General features: G+C 66.5%; 14 protein-coding genes. 4 read left to right on the top strand and 10 right to left on the bottom strand.

The features are described 5' to 3' along the window. Positions 1 to 33: 33 nt before the first annotated feature. Positions 34 to 1,011, top strand: a complete 978-nt coding sequence (locus RXV88_RS06220) for a phosphotransferase family protein (protein WP_316291244.1) — start codon at positions 34 to 36, stop codon at positions 1,009 to 1,011. A 50-nt stretch (positions 1,012 to 1,061) separates the two neighbouring features. Here RXV88_RS06220 and trxA read toward each other — a convergent pair whose 3' ends face one another. The 8 genes from trxA to regB form a co-directional block, all read right to left on the bottom strand. Continuing rightward, positions 1,062 to 1,382: a thioredoxin gene (trxA, locus tag RXV88_RS06215; RefSeq protein WP_316291243.1), complete on the bottom strand. Its 321-nt coding sequence runs from the start codon at positions 1,380 to 1,382 to the stop codon at positions 1,062 to 1,064. A gap of 69 nt (positions 1,383 to 1,451) precedes the next feature. Continuing rightward, positions 1,452 to 4,838 carry a double-strand break repair helicase AddA gene (gene addA, locus RXV88_RS06210; RefSeq protein ID WP_316291242.1) on the bottom strand — a complete coding sequence of 1,129 codons (3,387 nt, stop codon included), beginning with the start codon at positions 4,836 to 4,838 and terminating at the stop codon, positions 1,452 to 1,454. Beyond that, complete coding sequence (gene addB / locus RXV88_RS06205; protein WP_316291241.1) at positions 4,835 to 7,768, bottom strand: double-strand break repair protein AddB; 2,934 nt, start codon at positions 7,766 to 7,768, stop codon at positions 4,835 to 4,837. Before addB ends, addA begins: the two co-directional genes overlap by 4 nt. After that, positions 7,761 to 8,438 (bottom strand): nucleotidyltransferase family protein, encoded by a 678-nt coding sequence (locus RXV88_RS06200; protein WP_316291240.1) that lies wholly within the window; start codon positions 8,436 to 8,438, stop codon positions 7,761 to 7,763. The genes addB and RXV88_RS06200 overlap by 8 nt, the downstream gene beginning before the upstream one ends. Beyond that, positions 8,435 to 9,397, bottom strand: coding sequence for an aminoglycoside phosphotransferase family protein (locus RXV88_RS06195; RefSeq protein ID WP_316291239.1), 963 nt, complete (start codon positions 9,395 to 9,397; stop codon positions 8,435 to 8,437). The genes RXV88_RS06200 and RXV88_RS06195 overlap by 4 nt, the downstream gene beginning before the upstream one ends. Beyond that, positions 9,394 to 9,867: a tRNA (adenosine(37)-N6)-threonylcarbamoyltransferase complex ATPase subunit type 1 TsaE gene (tsaE, locus tag RXV88_RS06190; protein ID WP_316291238.1), complete on the bottom strand. Its 474-nt coding sequence runs from the start codon at positions 9,865 to 9,867 to the stop codon at positions 9,394 to 9,396. Before tsaE ends, RXV88_RS06195 begins: the two co-directional genes overlap by 4 nt. A 40-nt stretch (positions 9,868 to 9,907) precedes the next feature. After that, positions 9,908 to 11,419 carry a PAS-domain containing protein gene (locus RXV88_RS06185; RefSeq protein WP_316291237.1) on the bottom strand — a complete coding sequence of 504 codons (1,512 nt, stop codon included), beginning with the start codon at positions 11,417 to 11,419 and terminating at the stop codon, positions 9,908 to 9,910. A gap of 100 nt (positions 11,420 to 11,519) precedes the next feature. After that, the gene (gene regB / locus RXV88_RS06180; RefSeq protein ID WP_316291236.1) at positions 11,520 to 12,917 is read right to left on the bottom strand and encodes a sensor histidine kinase RegB; all 1,398 of its coding nucleotides are present in this window, start codon (positions 12,915 to 12,917) and stop codon (positions 11,520 to 11,522) included. An 88-nt stretch (positions 12,918 to 13,005) separates the two neighbouring features. Between regB and RXV88_RS06175 the strand changes: the two genes are divergently transcribed. Next, positions 13,006 to 13,626, top strand: a complete 621-nt coding sequence (locus RXV88_RS06175; RefSeq protein WP_316291235.1) for an SCO family protein — start codon at positions 13,006 to 13,008, stop codon at positions 13,624 to 13,626. Between the two features lie 84 nt (positions 13,627 to 13,710). Next, on the top strand, positions 13,711 to 14,265 hold the full coding sequence (locus RXV88_RS06170) for an ActR/PrrA/RegA family redox response regulator transcription factor (protein ID WP_316291234.1): 555 nt from the start codon (positions 13,711 to 13,713) through the stop codon (positions 14,263 to 14,265). Between the two features lie 85 nt (positions 14,266 to 14,350). Here RXV88_RS06170 and RXV88_RS06165 read toward each other — a convergent pair whose 3' ends face one another. Further along, entirely contained in the window at positions 14,351 to 15,163 is an 813-nt protein-coding gene (locus RXV88_RS06165; protein WP_316291233.1) for a cyclase family protein, read from the bottom strand. A gap of 111 nt (positions 15,164 to 15,274) precedes the next feature. Then, positions 15,275 to 15,703 (bottom strand): organic hydroperoxide resistance protein, encoded by a 429-nt coding sequence (locus tag RXV88_RS06160; RefSeq protein ID WP_316291232.1) that lies wholly within the window; start codon positions 15,701 to 15,703, stop codon positions 15,275 to 15,277. Between the two features lie 106 nt (positions 15,704 to 15,809). Between RXV88_RS06160 and RXV88_RS06155 the strand changes: the two genes are divergently transcribed. Then, positions 15,810 to 16,253 (top strand): MarR family winged helix-turn-helix transcriptional regulator, encoded by a 444-nt coding sequence (locus RXV88_RS06155; protein WP_316291231.1) that lies wholly within the window; start codon positions 15,810 to 15,812, stop codon positions 16,251 to 16,253. Positions 16,254 to 16,356: the final 103 nt, after the last annotated feature.

Raw genomic sequence — 16,356 nt, 5'->3', positions numbered from 1 at the left:
ATTGCAGGGCAGGCATAGCGCAAGGAGCAAAGGATGAAAATGCTGCGCGATCCTCTGGCGGACGCGGCCATGCGACATTGGCCCGCGCTTGCGGTCGAGGCAGGGTTGCGCGCCAGCGACTGGCGCTCCGACCCGATGGCCCGGCGTGAAGATTTCCGGGTTGCACGGATCGTCATGCGGATGAGGCATAAGGACGGGCGTCAATTGGTGCTGAAACACGAAGCGCGCCCAAAGCGGCCCGAGGCATTCATGCAGGCGATGGCCGCGCATCTTGCCGCGCATGACGGCTACCCCGACGGCGTGCCAGAGCTTTTCACCTTCGACGTGCGCGCGCAAAGCTGCGTGATGGCCATGGTCGACGCCGAGCCCCTGTCGGTACGTCTGGAACCGGAAGGCGCCAATCACGGCGCCATCCTGCGCGCCGTCGGCGCCTGGGCCGCCGGGTTCCATCGCAGCGGGCTTGGAGAGGGGCGCGTTTTCCAGCCGAAATTCACCCTCGATTACCTGCGCCGCATCGTTGGAGAGCTTCAGCGCGGCGAACGGATGGTGCCGGAGCCGGAGGCCTTTCTGCGCTGCGCCGCCTACCTCTGCGACAGGCAGGCCGATTTCGAAGGGCAGCACACGGTGACCGCGCAGACCCATGGCGACCTGCACATGCGCAACGTGCTTGTCGGCGAGGGCGGCGTCTGGGGCATCGATTTTGCCGGCGGAAACGTGGTGCCGGTGGGGCACGATCTGGCGCGGCTGCTGGTCGATTACGCCACGCTCCGCACCCGTCATGCCGATATCCCTGCGGGCGAGGTTCTGCCGCCCGCCGCGTCCGAGGCGTTTTTCGAGGGCTATACCCTCGTCGGCCCGGCGGACCCTTCGGTGCGCCTGCTGCTGCGTCACCGGGTTCTGGCGGATTGGTGGGGGCTGCCGCATATGCGCAGCGCCGCGCAGGAGCGCCGCTGGGCCGGTCTGAAATCGCTCGTGGCCCGTGTCTTCGCCGACCCCCTGGCGGCGCAATGAAAAACGCCGCCCCGGTCGAGGCGGCGTCCTGAAAGGCAAAAGAGCCGGGCTCAGATCGCGTCGTTGATCCAGCTTTGCAGCGCCGCCTTGGGGGCCGCGCCGGTGCGGTTCGAGATCACCTCGCCGTCCTTGAACATGAAGAGCGCGGGAATGCCGCGCACGCCCAGGGCGGCGGCGGTGTTGGGGTTCTGGTCGACATCGACCTTCACGACCTTGATCTTGCCGTCGTATTCGTTCGACAGCTCTTCGAGCGCGGGGCCGATCTGTTTACAGGGGCCACACCATTCAGCCCAGAAATCGACGACGACGGGAACGTCGGCGTTTTTGACTTCGGCGTCAAAGGTGGCATCGGTGGCGGCAACGGTGGCCATATTTCGGTCTCCTGGAATGAGAATGGGACTCGGTCTTAGCAGGGAAGGTATGGACCGGGGCGGCCAGCGTCAAGATGTGGCCCGCCGACCAAGGGCCGCTGTCACAAGATCCTGAGGTAACGGCATGTAGCTGGCGGATCGGGTCCAGAGAATGCCGGTTTCGATCTCGCGCCCGGGATAGATCTGCGACAGGGCAAGCGCATAGGCGCCCATCTGGCGCAGAAAGCCCTCCGGCACCTGCGCGGCGGTTTCGGGAATTGTCCGGTTGGTCTTGAAATCGACCGCGGTGATCTTGTCGGGCGTCACGATCAGGCGGTCGACAATTCCATAAACGCGCTGGCCATCCGCCCCGATGGCGGCGCTAAGCGGCACCTCGGCCAGCGTGCCGGGCTGAAAGAACCGCGCGCAGGGGGCGGCATCGAGCACGGCCAGCGCCTCGGCGATCAGGGCGGGGGCGTCCGTGGCATCAGGCTCTGCGGCGGCCAGAATGGCGGGGGCGCGGGCGACCCGGTCGCCGAAGGGCAGGCGGGGCAGGTGTTCCAGCAAGTGGTGGATCAGCGTGCCGCGCCGCATCGCCTCGGGCGTGTCCTCGTTATCGGGGCCAGGCAGCGCCTTTGCGCCGCCGAGGTCCGAGGGCGTCAGGACCGGCGGGGCCTCTACAGGAGGTGTGACGGGCTCAAGGAACTGCGCGGGCAGGGTGACGGCGTCGGGGGAAAAGGGCGGGGCCGCGGCATCGACCTGCGCGGGCCAGCCAGAGGACAGCCGCAGCCCCTCGCCCCGCCCCAGATCGGCGAAATCGAAAGGATGCGGCTGGCCGCCCGAGGTCAGCACGCCGTCCGCAACGCGGCTGTACCAATCCTCGCCATTCCTGGTGTCCAGATTGCCCGCCGCGGCGACAATCAGCCATTTTTCGGCCCGCGTCATCGCCACGTAGAGCAGACGGTCGTCCTCTTGCTGACGCTTTGTGCGGGCGTCGGCGATGGCCTGACGCTGGCGGGCGGGCTGATCCTCGGTCCTTTGCCGCCAGAGCACGCCATCGCGATCTGTCAGAAGGTCGCCCCGGACGGTGTCGTTGCGCTTGGCGCAATCGGGCAGGATTACGATGGGCGCTTCGAGCCCCTTGGCGCCGTGAACGGTCATCACCCGAACCCGGTGCCCGGCGGCATCCGGTGCGCGCTTGATCTGCAGATCGTCGGTCTGCATCCAGTGCAGGAAGCCGGTCAGCGACGGCACCTCGGTCTGTTCATAGGCCAGGGCCTGGGCGAGCAGGGCGTTGATCCCGTCCTCCGCCTCGTCCCCGAGCCGCCCGAGCAACAGCCGCCGTCCGCGATGGCGCGTCAGGATGCGTTCGATCAGGTCGTAGGGGCGCAGGAAATCGGTCTGGTCGCGCAGATCGTCGAGCACGGCCAGAACGGCGGGAAATTCGTCTCTACGCAGGCGCAACTCTTCCCAGAGAAAGCGTTTCTCGGGCCGGCGGTGCGCCAGATCGAAGAGCGTCTGTTCGTCCAGCCCGAAGAGCGGCGAGCGCAGCGCGGTGGCCAGCGACAGGTCGTCCTCGGGCGTGGCGAGGAATGCCAGCAGCGCGCCGATGTCGCGCACCGCCAGTTCGGCCATGACGCGCAGCCGGTCCGCCCCGGCGATGGGCAATTCGTGCTGCTTGCAGGCGCGGATGATCTCCTGGAAAAGCCGCGAGCGCGTCCGCACGAGGATCAGGAAATCGCCCGCATGGACGGGCCGCGCGGCATAGCCTCCGGTCTCGGCCCGCTCGCCGGGCAGGGGCGTGCCGATGGTGTCGCGGATGAATTGCGCGATGCGGTTGGCCAGCGTGACGGTATGATGCTGCGCGCCGACGCGGTCCACCGGTTCGTACCAGGGCCCGTCCGCGTCGTCCCTGACGGTCTCGACCACGGGCCAGAGATCGACGCGGCCGGGCATCTCGGCCTGAAAGGCATAATGTTTCTGATCCTGCGCAAAACCGGCCTCGACCCGCCCCTCGAAGGTGTTGTCGACCGCCCGCAGGATCGGCTCGGCCGAGCGAAAGCTGTATTCCAGCGTCAGCTGCGACAGCGGCGCGTCGGTGTCTTTCAGTCGGTCGCGGAAATCGGCGCACATGCGGTCGAATTCGGTGGGATCGGCGCCTTGGAAGGAATAGATCGACTGTTTCTTGTCGCCCACGACAAAGATCGTCCGCCTCACGTCCGACCGCGCGCCGCTGCCGCTGGTGAATTCATGCGCCAGCCGTTCGATCACCTGCCATTGCACGGGGCTGGTGTCCTGCGCCTCGTCCACGAGAATATGGTCGATGCCGCCGTCCAGCCGGTAAAGCACCCATTCCGCCACCGCGCTGTCGCTGAGCAGGTCGCGCGCCTTGGCGATCAGGTCGTCGAAGTCGAGCCAGCCGCGCCCCAGTTTCTCGGCCTCATAGAGCGGCAGGAAGGTATGGGCGAACCGCCAGAGCGCGATGTCGCGCTCGGCGGCGGCCAGGGCCAGCCGGGTGTCGCGGGCGGCCTCGACGCGGCGCATCAGGTCCTCAAAGCGCGGCATGACGGCGGCCAGCGCGCCGTTTTGCAGGCCCTTCGTCGGCACCGACCCGAGCTTGGCGGTGAACGGCTCCTTGGCGCTCTTTCCGGTCAGGAACACGCCCTCAAGCGTCTCTAACGCGGCCAGATCGGGGCCTTTCAGCGCCTGGATCGCATCGGCCAGCTTGTTGTCATTGGCACCTGATGCGCGCAGATCGGGCACCATGCCGGCAAGCATGTCCAGCTCACCCCCGAGGAACACGCACGCCAGAAGACTGTCGGCGTCCTCCCCGGGTTGGAGCCCATAACCGCTGCGGATCGACCCCTCGTCCATCGCGCCGAAGGCGTCGCGCAGCCGGGTGATGTCGGCGAGGAACCGGTCGGGCGTGTCGTTGGTCAGATGCTCGGCGATCCCCTCGACCAGATGCGCCAGCGGCCCCTCGGCCATCCGGTCGAGGATATCGGCGCGCAAGAGTTCGGCGGCGCGGTCCTCCATCTCCTGGAACTGCGGGCTGACCTGCGCCTCGAGCGGGAAGCGCCGCAGCAGGGCCGCGCAGAACGAATGGATCGTCTGGATCCGCAGCCCCCCCGGCGCCTCGATCGCGCGGGCAAAGAGCGTGCGCGCGGCGCGCAAAGCGTCGGGGCCCAGGTCGGCGCCGCCGACGCCAAGATCGTCCAGCTCCTTGCGCAGAGCCTCTTCACCCAGCATCGCCCAGCTGCCGAGCCGCTTGAACAACCGGTTCTGCATCTCGGAGGCGGCGGCCTTGGTGTAGGTCAGGCAGAGGATATGCTCGGGCCGCACGCCCTCCAGCAAGAGCCGCGCGACACGGTCGGTCAGCACCCGCGTCTTGCCCGACCCGGCATTGGCCGACAGCCAGGTCGAAGCATCGGGCCGCGCGGCCTGGATCTGCCGCAGGGTGGCGTCGTTCGGGATCATTTCAGGCGCACCTTCCTGGCCTTGTCCGCCCCGTCCCATTCGCCGAACCGCGCCAGATGGTCATAGTCGGAAACGTCCTCGTCCTTGAACATCGCCCGCCGGGCGGTGAAGCCCTGATCGGGGTCGAGATAGGCGGTGACCAGCGCCTCGAATTCCTGCCAGGTCTGCTGGGGCGGGGACTCGTCCAGCGGTGCCGCAACCTCGGCCCGCGATGCGCCGACCGACACGAACACGGCCCGTTCCACATGCGACGGGCGCAGGTTTTCGAACGCGCCCTGTTCGATCATCGCCGCCTCGAGCAGCAATTGCTTGTCGAAATTCCTTTGCTGCGCCTCGGACGGCGCCGGGCCGGTTTTGTAATCGTAGACATAGGCGCCGCCGCGGTCGTCAATGTCGATCCGGTCGGCGGTGCCGGTCAGGGTAAAGCCCGATGCGGGCAGGACCGCCTTGCCGGATGTTTCGAAATGCGCGGGTGTGGCCAGCGCTTGCCGGGTCCTTTCGGTATCCACGAACCATTCGGCCGCCCGCGCGAGCCGGGCCAGCCAGAGATGCCGGATGGTCGGGAAAGGGACGGTGTCGGGATCGCCCAGAACGTTGCGTGCCTCTGTCAGCAAGGCATCAGGGCGCAGTTGCGCCGGATCAGAGACTGTTTCGCGCACAAAGCTGTCGAGGATCCGGTGCACCAGAATGCCCCGCAATAGGGCGTCGGGCGGGCGTTGCAAAGGGTCCAGCGGGCGCAGCCGCAGAACGTGTTTGGCGTAGATCGCAAAGGGATCGCGCACCAGCCGCTTGACCTCGGTCACCGACATCCGGCGCGGGCGCGCCTCGGCCGGGGGCGCGGGCGAAGGACGGGTGGCCGCCAGCGCGGGTTCGGGGCGCTCCAGCTCTTGTGCAAGGCGCAGCCAGAGGTCGCCTCGTGCGCGCATCGCTTCCAGCGCTTCGGCCCCGCCCTGATCGGGCAGGCCGCGCATCAGGTTCATCAGCCGGTTTAGCCAGCGCGAGGGCACGGTCTCGGCATCGTCGGATTTCACCGCGCGGGTCAGCCAGACCTCGGGCGCAGAGGCGGCCTGCTGGAAATCGTGCGCCGACAGGCCGATCCGCCGTTCGGGCAGCAAAAGACCCGCCTGATCGCGCATCCGGCGGTTCAGCCAGGGGTCGGCGGCGGGGGCCTCGGGCCAGCTGCCTTCGTTGAGCCCACCGAGGATCAGCAGATCGGCGCCCATCACCCGCGCCTCGAGCGTGCCCCAGATCAGGATATCGGGATGCGGCGTATCGGGGTTGCGCACCTCACCGCGCGACAGGATCGCGGCAAAGAGCGCGTCGTAGTCGCGGGCATCCAGATCGGTGCCGAAACCGGCCTCTTGGGTCAGTTCGGTGACGATTTTCTGCACTTCGCGACCGGCATTCTCCGCCCAGAGTTCCGACGCATCGGCAGACCCGGAACCGGCGACGATGCCTTCGGCACGCGCGATGTGCTGCGCGACCCAATCGGCCAGCGGACGTTTGCCGGTGACGGGCGGCTGGCAAAAGCTGTCGGCGATCCACTGGCCCCAGGCGGCCTGATCGCGCGCGGTGGCCCAATCGGCGATCGCGTCGGGTTTGGGATAAGGCCAGGCCTTGCGCCTGATGTGCAGCTCCAGATCGCGGGTGTTCAGCAGGTGCTGGCCACGGTCCGCGCCGCGATGGGTCAGAGGGTGTTTCAGTAGGGTCAAAAGCGCCTCTGCCGTCAGCTCCTGACCGAAAAGCGCCGCGACATGGCGCAGAAACCGCCCGGGCGGGGTCAGCTGCGCGGGAATGCCGGCGCTGTCGTCGGGCAGAATGTTCCATCGGTCGAGCGCGGCGCTGACCTGACGCGTCAGCATCCGGTCCGGGGTGATCAGCGCCGCGCGCTGGCCGTCCTCGGCCGCTTGCCGCAGCCGCAGCGCTATGGCCAGCGCCTCGTCACGCGGCGAGGGGGCCTCGATCAGCGAAACAGTCTCTGTTCCGGCGGAAAGCGGGCCCAGACCGGGCCCTTCGTCGAGCCATTGATGCGTCACCGGCGCGGGCCGCAGCGCGAGCGACAGCAGCCGGTTGCGCGCCGGGCTGGGTGCCTCGGCGCCGGACCACCGTCCGATATCGCCGGGGTCCAGAGACAGGTCCCGCATCAGCCGGGCAAAGCGGAACTGCGGGTGATCCTCGCCCGTCAGGGCCTCGGTCAGCGAGGTCCAGATCCTTGCGGGCATGTCAAAGTCGAACCCCGGCAGCACCAGCGCCCCCTGCGGCAGCCGCGCGGCGGCCTGCATCAGCGCCAGCGTGGTGCCGCGCGACCCGGTCGACCCGGCGAGGATGACGGGGTGCGCGGGCGGGGCCTTGGCCCACAGCGCCAACCGCCGTTCGGTTGCCAGACGCTGGACCGTGGCGCTGTCTGGGTGGGTCGTGCTGCCGTCGAAATAGCTTTGCGCGATCTTGACGAATTCGAGCGCGCGCAGCCAATGGCCGGACTCGTCGCTGACGTCGAGGGTGCGGATCGCCTCGGGCAGCACGCCCTCGATCTGCATTTCGTCCATCAGTGTCGCCAGACTGTCGGACAGATCGAAGAGCGCGGCGCTGGGCGCAAGGTCCGGCTGTGCCTCGATCAGCTTGGCAACGAGATCCGTCAGCTCCAGCCGCCGCCGCAGATCGGATACGGGCGGGGGCGGCGTTTCGGGATCCGCCGGGTCGGCAAGGTCGGTGACCAGCCGGATACGTGGCAGAAGGGTCGGCGGGCCGGCGTGAAAGATATCCTCGATGCGCCGCGCCATGCGGCGGGTGTTCACGATCAGCTCGACCCGGGCCATCGCCTCGTGCGGTGCGCCGGCGAGGCGGGCGCGCAGGCCGTCGACCAGCGCCTGAGGGAAATCGACCCCGGGCGGGAGGGCAAAGACGCGGGCCTTGTCCGACGGTTCAAACATCGCGGTCCCCCAGCAGGCTTTCGGCCTCGGCAATGCCGCCCGGATGCCCGACGTCGCACCAATGGCCCGGGTAAATCGCGCCGAAGAGACGGTTGTCGGCGGCTATGTCATTCCAGACCCTATTCAGGCTGAAAACACGGTCTTGGATGCGCGCGACACGGTCGGTCTTGAGGATCTGCGCGCCGGTATAGACCAGATCGCCGCCGCGCTTCAGCTGGCCGTCAGCCTTCAGCGCAAAGTCCCCACCGCCCGTGCGCCCCCGCGCCCGGCCAAGCGGCACGCAGAGCAGCAGCGCGTCCATCCGATCGGGCTCCCAAAGGCTTTCGAGCAGGCGCAGGGCGTTCGGCCCGCGCCAGATCGCGTCCGTGTTCAGGGTCATTACCGGATCGGTGTCCAGAAGCGGCAGCGCAGCCCGCAGCCCGCCGCCGGTGTCGAGGATGTCGGGCGTCTCGACCGAGACGCGGGTGGAGGTGCCCGCCAGATGCGCGACGATCTGGTCGGCGTGGTAATGCGCGTTCACGACGCGGCGGGGAATGTGCGCGGCAAGGTCGAGCGCGTGGTCGAGCAGCGGCTTGCCGGCGACCTCGATCAGTGGTTTGGGCCGGTCCTTGGTCAGGGTCCCCATGCGCGTGCCGAACCCCGCGCCAAAGAGCATTACGGCGCGGGTCATGCCGCCCTCAGCCGGTTCAGGATGTCCGCGGTCGGGGCCGGGAGGACAGCCAGAATATCCTGTAAAGGGGACAGCGCCGGATGCGCAAGGTCGCGCTGCAGATGCCCCCAGACGCGCGGGATCAGGTCGATATACCGGGGCTTGCCGCTTTGCCGGGAGAGCCGTGCAAAGACACCGAGGATCCGCAGGTTGCGCTGCACCCCAAGCGCGGCGAAGGCCGCGCCGAACGCCATTTCGTCAGCTCCAGTGGCGCGGAGGTAATGCGCGACGACCGCCGACGCGGTGTCGTCGGTCACGTCGCGCCGCGCGTCGCGCAGAAGCGAGACGAGGTCATAGGCCCGGTGACCGCGCATCGCATCCTGAAAATCCAGCAGCCCCACGTTCGCCGGAGCGGGCCGGTTCGGTAGCCAGATCAGGTTCTCGGCGTGGTAGTCGCGCAGGATCATGACATCGGCAATTGGCGTGTGCTGGGCCAGAACAGTGTCGAATATCGAGATGGCGGCGTGCTTGGCGCGGTCGTCGGCTTGGCCGGTTGCGCCGGTCAGATACCAGTCGAAGGCAAGGTCGGTCATCCGGGCCAATTGCGGCGGGTCGGCGACAGACAGACCTTCGGGGGCCGGGTGACGGTGCAGAGCGATCAGCACGTCCGTCGCGGCGATGTAGAGGCTGCGTTCCAGCGTCGGGTCGGTGTCGCAGAGCGCCGCGAAAAGTTCGTCGCCCAGATCCTCGAGCAGCAGATATCCCGGCGCCTCGGCCAGGATGTCGGGCGCGCTGAGCCCGAGGTCGCGCAGGTGTCTGGCGAGGTGGGCAAACCGGGGGATGTCGCCGTCGGGATCGGCCATCAGAATGGCGCTCTGCCCCTCCTGCGACAGTCGCCAGTAGCGCCTTGAAGAGGCGTCCCCGGCGAGCGGCGCGCGCCTGGCCTTGGCCCAACCGATGCTCTGCAGAAAGTCGTTCATGCGGCAAGCCCGGCCAGAACGCCGTCCCAGCGCGGATCGGTCCAGGTGAAGGTCAGGCGGCGGGTGTCTTCGTCGGGTCCGGTGTCAAAGCCGATCCGCAGGGCGCGGGCGGGCACCATGTCGCCGAGGATTTCGGGCCATTCCACAAGGCAGATGGCGGTTTCGAACGCCTCCGTCAGCCCAAGCTCCACGCATTGATCCGGATCGCCCAGGCGGTAGAGGTCGGCATGCCAAAGCTCGCCCTTCGGCGTGTCGTAGGTCTGGACGAGCGTGAAGGTCGGCGAGGGAACGTCCTCGGGCGGGTCCAGCAGCGACTGGATCAGGGCGCGGGCGAAATGGGTCTTGCCAGCGCCGATGCTGCCGGTCAGCAGGATCACATCGCCCGCACGCAGCGCTGCCCCGATCCGGCGCGCGTGCCGCGCGGTGTCATCGGGTGACCGGGAAAGAAGCACATGCGAGGAGGACGACATTCGGCAAGGATACTGCCCCGAACGGCGGCCGCAAGCGCGATCATTCGCCCGCGTCGGCGATCATCAATTGCGCCGGGCGCGTACTGCGCGCGTTGTGCTGAAAGCGGACCATCGTGGCCCCGGCGATGACCGGTTCCACAAAGCAGGTCAGGTCGGTGCCGTCCCGCATCTGCAATTCCGCCTCCCACCCGGCGCGGTCGCGAATGTTCAGCACGAATTCGCGCAGGTCGGGCCAGACCGGGCTGGGTTCGCAGCGTTGCTGCCATTGCCGGGTGGTGTCCAGAATGCTCATCTCGGCAAAGGCGCTGTCGGGGTCGCATCCCCACAGATCGCGATAGGCGGCGTTGCAAAAGGTCAGCACGCCAAGCTGCGAAAAGACCGCGACCGCGTCGTCGAAGGCGTCGAGCACGGATTGGCTTAGTTCCAGTTCCGACCGGAAGCGGCGTGTCAGCGAAATCTCGGCGCTGATGTCCTCGAGCAGGAAGGCGACCGCACCGTCGGGATGCGGACGGCCGGTGATCTTGTAGGTCAGGCCCGAGGGCAGGTTCCAGGTTTCGCTGTAGCGGTCGTGCCGGGCGGCGTCGGTCAGGTCGGCCATATGTTCGCGCCAGGATTTGTAATCCTTCGGCTCGGGCATCATCCGGTTTTCGCGCATGTGGTCGAAAAAGCTGGCCAGGTTGGGGCGGTTGCTGAGGAAATCGGCGGGCAGCGCGGTCAGGTCGATCAGAGCCGGGTTGAACAGCACCAGCCGTCGGTCGCGGTCGAATACCGCAAGGCCGGTGGGCAGATGCGCAAAGGTCTTGGTCAGGGTCTGCAGAAAGTTGCGTTGCGCGATTTCAGCGGTGACGATGGCGTCGATGTCGACGGCGAAATGCAGCCAGCGATCTTTGTTCCGCTTGGTCGTGACCTCGAACCAGAGCTTGTTGCCGGCGTCGTCCTCGACGCTGATACGCATGGTATGGGTTTCGCCGTTTTCAGGAAGCGTTACGTCGAACGGCGAACTGTCGTCCGGATCGCGGTGCAGCCGGGCGCAAAGTGTGCGGTAGGCCGCGTTGTGCCAAAAGACCGTGCCCGCGCGATCCGATTGCCAGATCGGGCTGGGCGCGGCGACCATGGCCGAGCGCAGCAATTGCAGTTCGGTGCTGCGCAAGGACCGGATGTGCAGATCGCCGGCCTTGGGCGGGGTGCATTCCAGCGCCACCCGGGTCATGCCGCGCGCGGGCGCGATCCGCAGGAACGTGCCGGGATCGTCAAGCGCCCGGCACAGTATCTGGGTGTCGGGCGGCGCCGCGGGCATGTCGGGAAAGCGTTGCGCGAAGAGCGCGCAGAGGTCGTCCCACGTCTCGACGGTTTGGCGGGCGGTCTCGGACAATTGCCGGGCGTCTGGCGTCAGATCCACGACGACGCCGTCCTGCAAGAAGAATTCGATCCGATCGGGCGACCGGAGCGGCGTGGCGCGGCCAAGGCGAAGCTGTCCGCTGAAAAGGACCAGCGCCGCAACCGCCGCAAGTCCGGCGCCGGACCCGATGCCAAGCGCCAAAAGATGTTCCAACGGGCGTCTCCTTCTTGCGGCCGGATCCAAGCCCCCAGCGTCGCCCGGGAAGGTTAACACTGCATTAAGGTCTCCGGATGTTGCGGCAAAATCCGGGGGTTCACGTCTCGAAAGGCTGGTTTTCCCCGATCAGCGTTCCGGGCGGGAGCGGCTCGGGCACGATCTTGGCGCGGGGCCAGATGACCTCGACGATGGCGCCCCGGCGTTCGTTGGTCCCGCTCAGACGATGGAACGGATCGGACCCGTTGGCAAAGCTGAGCTCGGCGCCCGAGCGTTCCAACAGGGTCTTGGCGATGAAAAGCCCCAGCCCCATGCCTTCGTATTCGGGCCGCACCTTGCGGTCGGTCTCGCTTCGGCGTTTGCGCACGAAGGGGTCGCCGATCCGCCCGATCAGATGCGGCGGGAAGCCCTGCCCGTCGTCGAGAATGCGGATCGAGACGACATCGTCGGTCCACATCGCCTCGATCCAGATCTTGGAACGGGCGAAGTCGACGGCGTTCTGCACGAGGTTGCGCAGACCGTGGATCACCTCGGGGCGACGCAGGATCTGCGGCTGGGCAAAGTCGCCCCCCGGGCCCGGGCCGTCCTCGATGATGATGTCCTTGCCGCGGCCTTCATGCGGCTCGGCGGCCTCGCGGATCACCTCGACCAGCGGGGCGTTACGCATGTGCAGGTCGTCCTTGCCCGCGCGCCCCATCGACCGCAGGATATCGCGGCAGCGGTCGGCCTGATCGCGGATCAGACGCGCGTCTTCCTGTAGCTCGGGATTGTCTTCCAGTTCTTCGGCCAGTTCGGACGAGGTCAGCTTGATCGTCGCCAGCGGCGTGCCGAGCTCATGCGCCGCGGCAGCCACGACGCCGCCCAGATCGTTCAGCTTTTGCGCCCGGGCCAGCGCCATCTGCGTGGCCGCCAGCGCGTCGCTCATCGAATGCATTTCGCGGGTGATCCGGCGGGCATAGATGGAAATGAAGATCAGCGCGATGGTGATCGCGGCCCATTGGCCGTAAACGAAGATATCCGCGATGCGCAGGATGAACCCTTGTTCGGTGCGCAGGGGCAGGTGGTAGAACACCAGCGCGGACACCATCAGAAAGGCGGTGACCCCTAACAGGATGGTCGACCGCAGGGTCAGCACCGCCGCCGACACCGTGACCGGCCCCAGTACCAGCAGAGAAAACGGGTTGTGCAGCCCGCCGGTGAGATACAGCAGAAACCCCAGCTGGAGCATGTCGAACATGACCATCATGAGGTTTTCCGTCTCGGACAGCCGCTTGTTTTCCGGGAAGACGAAGATGGCGACCAGGTTGCCGATCACCGACACGCCGACGGCCAGATAACACAGCCCCAGTTCCAGCTGCAGATCGTAGAGCTGCTGGGCCACGGTCAGCGCCGTCAACTGGCCGATGATCGCGAACCAGCGCAGAAGGATCATCGTCCGCAGGCGGATCCAGCTGCTGCGCTGATGTTCGGTGATCAGCCCAAGATCGATATCGGCCATCCGCGCGCTTTCGTCCTCTTGTGATCGGATCGCCAAGTCTTAGGTCTGACGCGGTCAGTAATCAACGGTGTCGCAAAGGATATACGTCATGAACAAGCTTGCCGCGGTTTCGGCGACGGTGGCGATTGCCGCCTTGGTGGGCGGCATCTGGTACGTGACCGCGCCGCGCGGCGGCGGCGATGTGTTTGCCGACTGCCGCACCACCCGCGTGGCCGGAGGCGATGCGGCCATCGGCGGGCCGTTCGAGCTGGTGAACGGGCAGGGCGAAACCGTGACAGATGCGGATGTGATCACCGGCCCGACGCTGATCTATTTCGGCTACACGTTCTGTCCGGATATCTGTCCGCTGGACAATGTGCGCAATGCCGATGCGGTCGATCTGCTGGAGGATCGGGGGTACATGGTGACGCCGGTCTTCATCTCGATCGACCCGGCGCGGGACACGCCCGATGTAATGGCCGATTACGCCGCCAACATGCATCCGCGCATGATCGGGCTGACCGGTAACGACGCGCAGGTCAAGGCGGCCAGCCAGGCCTACCGCACCTATTACCGCGCCCAGCCCGCAGAGGATGAGTTCTACCTCGTCGATCATTCGACCTTCACTTATTTCGTGCTGCCCGAACATGGGTTCGTGGAATACTTCCGCCGAGAATTGCCGGCCGAGGAACTGGCGGATCGGATGGCCTGTTTTCTGGACAAGGTCTGATTCCATACAATTGCATACCATCGTTTGACCGTACCGCTGGCGCGGGCTAGTTTCGCCTGCAATGCAGTTTGGGGAGGAACGCCGGTGGCCGAACGCAGTATCGAAGAGTTGGGTCCCGATCGGACGCTCTTGCTGGTTGATGATGACGAACCGTTTCTGAGGCGCTTGGCCAAGGCCATGGAAAAGCGCGGTTTCGAGGTGGAGACCGCGGGGTCGGTCGCCGCCGGATCGGCCATCGCCACGGCCCGTCCGCCGGCCTATTCGGTGGTCGATCTGCGGCTGGAGGACGGCAACGGGCTCGACGTGGTCGAGGTGCTGCGGGAAAAGCGGCCGGATTGCCGGGTGGTGGTGCTGACGGGCTACGGCGCGATCGCGACAGCCGTCGCCGCGGTGAAGATCGGCGCGACGGATTATCTGTCGAAACCCGCCGACGCCACCGACATCACCAACGCGCTGCTGGCCAAGACCGACGATCTGCCGCCGCCGCCGGAAAACCCGATGAGCGCCGACCGTGTGCGGTGGGAGCATATCCAGCGGGTCTATGAATTGTGCGACCGCAACGTGTCCGAGACCGCGCGCCGGCTGAACATGCATCGCCGGACCTTGCAGCGCATCCTGGCCAAACGCTCACCCCGCTGAGACCAGGAGTTCCTGTCAAAAGGACACGCGCCCCATGGGGCGCGTGGCTGGTTTCTGGTCTGTGGTGGCTGGCGCAATACGCTTTTCAGACCATTGCGAAGATGCGGCACGGGCCGCCGCTGCCCCCGCGATGCTTGGGCGCGCCCACGACGATGGTCGCACCGGCCGCCGGGACGCGGTCGAGCCCGGCGATATTCTCGATCCCGAAACGGCCGGTGGGCAGCCAGACGTAATGGGTGGCGAAATCCGCCGATGGCCCGTGATCGAGCGACAGCGTGTCCACGGCCATGGATTGCGCGCCGGTTTCCTCCATCAGCATCATGGCGGCCTCGACGTGGAAGCCGGGGAAATGCATCACGGTGCCGTCGAAATTGCGGAAACCCTCGGTGTCGACCTTGCCGGCCCATCCGGAATGCATCGCGACGCAGGCGTTGTCGGGAATGTCGCCATTGGCGGCGATCCAGGCCTTGAGGTCGTCCGGCGTAACCTGGGCATCGGGATCGTCGGCCGCCTTGGCCGCGATGTCGACCACGCAGAGCGGGGCGACCAGCTGGCTTACGGGGATTTCGTTCACCGCCGCGCCGTCGCCCGAAAAGTGCAGCGGTGCGTCGATATGGGTGCCGGTGTGTTCGTTGATCGTCAGGTTCATCAGGTTGAACCCGTGCTGGCTGAATTCAAACAGCTGGTCCATGGCAAAGCCCGGCTCGCCGAAGAAGGTGGGGAATTCGGGATAAAGCTCGTGGGTCAGATCCTCGACCCCGCCATGGGCCGCCGCCAGAACCGGCTGGCCGGTGGCGGCCAGAGCGGTCGCTGCCCCGGCAGCGGCGCTTGTCTTGAAGAAGTTGCGGCGGGACAGCATTCGGTCCTTCACCGCGTTCATAACACATGCGTCACACATAATGAATCTCCCTGAGTCGTGCTTGAAAACGTGGGCCAGCGTAGCACGAAAAACGCGCGCCCCCGGCAGAGGCGCGCGTTTTCTTTTCTGTCAGGCAGGGTGACGGGTGTGTCAGGCCAGTTCCGGCGTCACCGTCAGGCCCTTGGTCACCGCGTTGGAATAGGGGCAGACCCCGTGCCCGCCCGCGATGATCTGCTTGGCGGTCTCGTCGTCGACGCCCGGCAGGCTGGCCTTGATCTTGACGTCCAGGCCAAAGCCCAGGTCCTCGCGAGGGCCGATGCCGACCTCTACGGTTACCGTGGCGTCGTCAGGCACGGTCAGGCCGTTCTGCTGCGCGTAGAAGCGCATCGCGCCCAGGAAACAGCCGGCATAGCCGGTCGCGAACAGCTTTTCGGGATTGAGCGCGTCGCCTTCCGGCCCGCCCAGTTCTTTCGGGGGGACAAGAGCGGCGGTAAAGCTGCCGTCGTCGACCGAGGATGTGCCGTTGCGGCCGCCGCCGGTGGCGGTTGCGCTGGTGGAATAGGCGATCTTGGTGGGCATGGTACCTCCATTACATCGTGTTCGCTTTAATCGTGTGCGATATAAAAGCCATCCGTTGGAAGTGTCAAGTCTTGCGATAAGATCGTGTGCGATATATCTCGTTGGCATGACCCTTGACAATGACAACGCAACGAGCCTCGAGCGGTTCCTGTGCTTCGACCTCTATGCCGCGCATCAGGCGTTCGGGCGGGTCTACAAGCCGCTGCTCGATCCCTTGGGGCTGACCTATCCGCAATATCTGGTGATGACGACGCTCTGGGCGCAGTCCCCGCTGAGCGTGGGGCAGATCGGCCGGCGGGTCGGGCTGGAAACGAACACCCTGACGCCGCTGCTGAAACGGATGGAACAAGCGGGGCTGATCCAGCGTCGGCGGGCGCGCGACGACGAGCGGCGGGTCGTTGTCACCCTCACCGATGCAGGGCGCGATATGCAGGCGCGCGCCGCGCATGTTCCGGCCTGCGTCGGGCGGGCGACGGGGCTGGACACAAGGGAGCTTCAGGATCTGCAGGATCGTTTGCGCCGTCTGACCTCTGCCTTGAACGGCGGCTAAGGCTTTCTTTTGGACACGGCTTTTGCCACACTCTTTTGAAAAACGGATGATGCGCCGATGTAAATCGTCGTAACATTACCCATATAGACCACAAGCCGTTGAC

It is taken from the genome of Aestuariicoccus sp. MJ-SS9 (assembly GCF_032586235.1).
Taxonomy (GTDB): domain Bacteria; phylum Pseudomonadota; class Alphaproteobacteria; order Rhodobacterales; family Rhodobacteraceae; genus Aestuariicoccus.
Note: the sequence above shows the minus strand (reverse complement) of the source record. Positions and strands in the feature narration are given on the sequence as shown.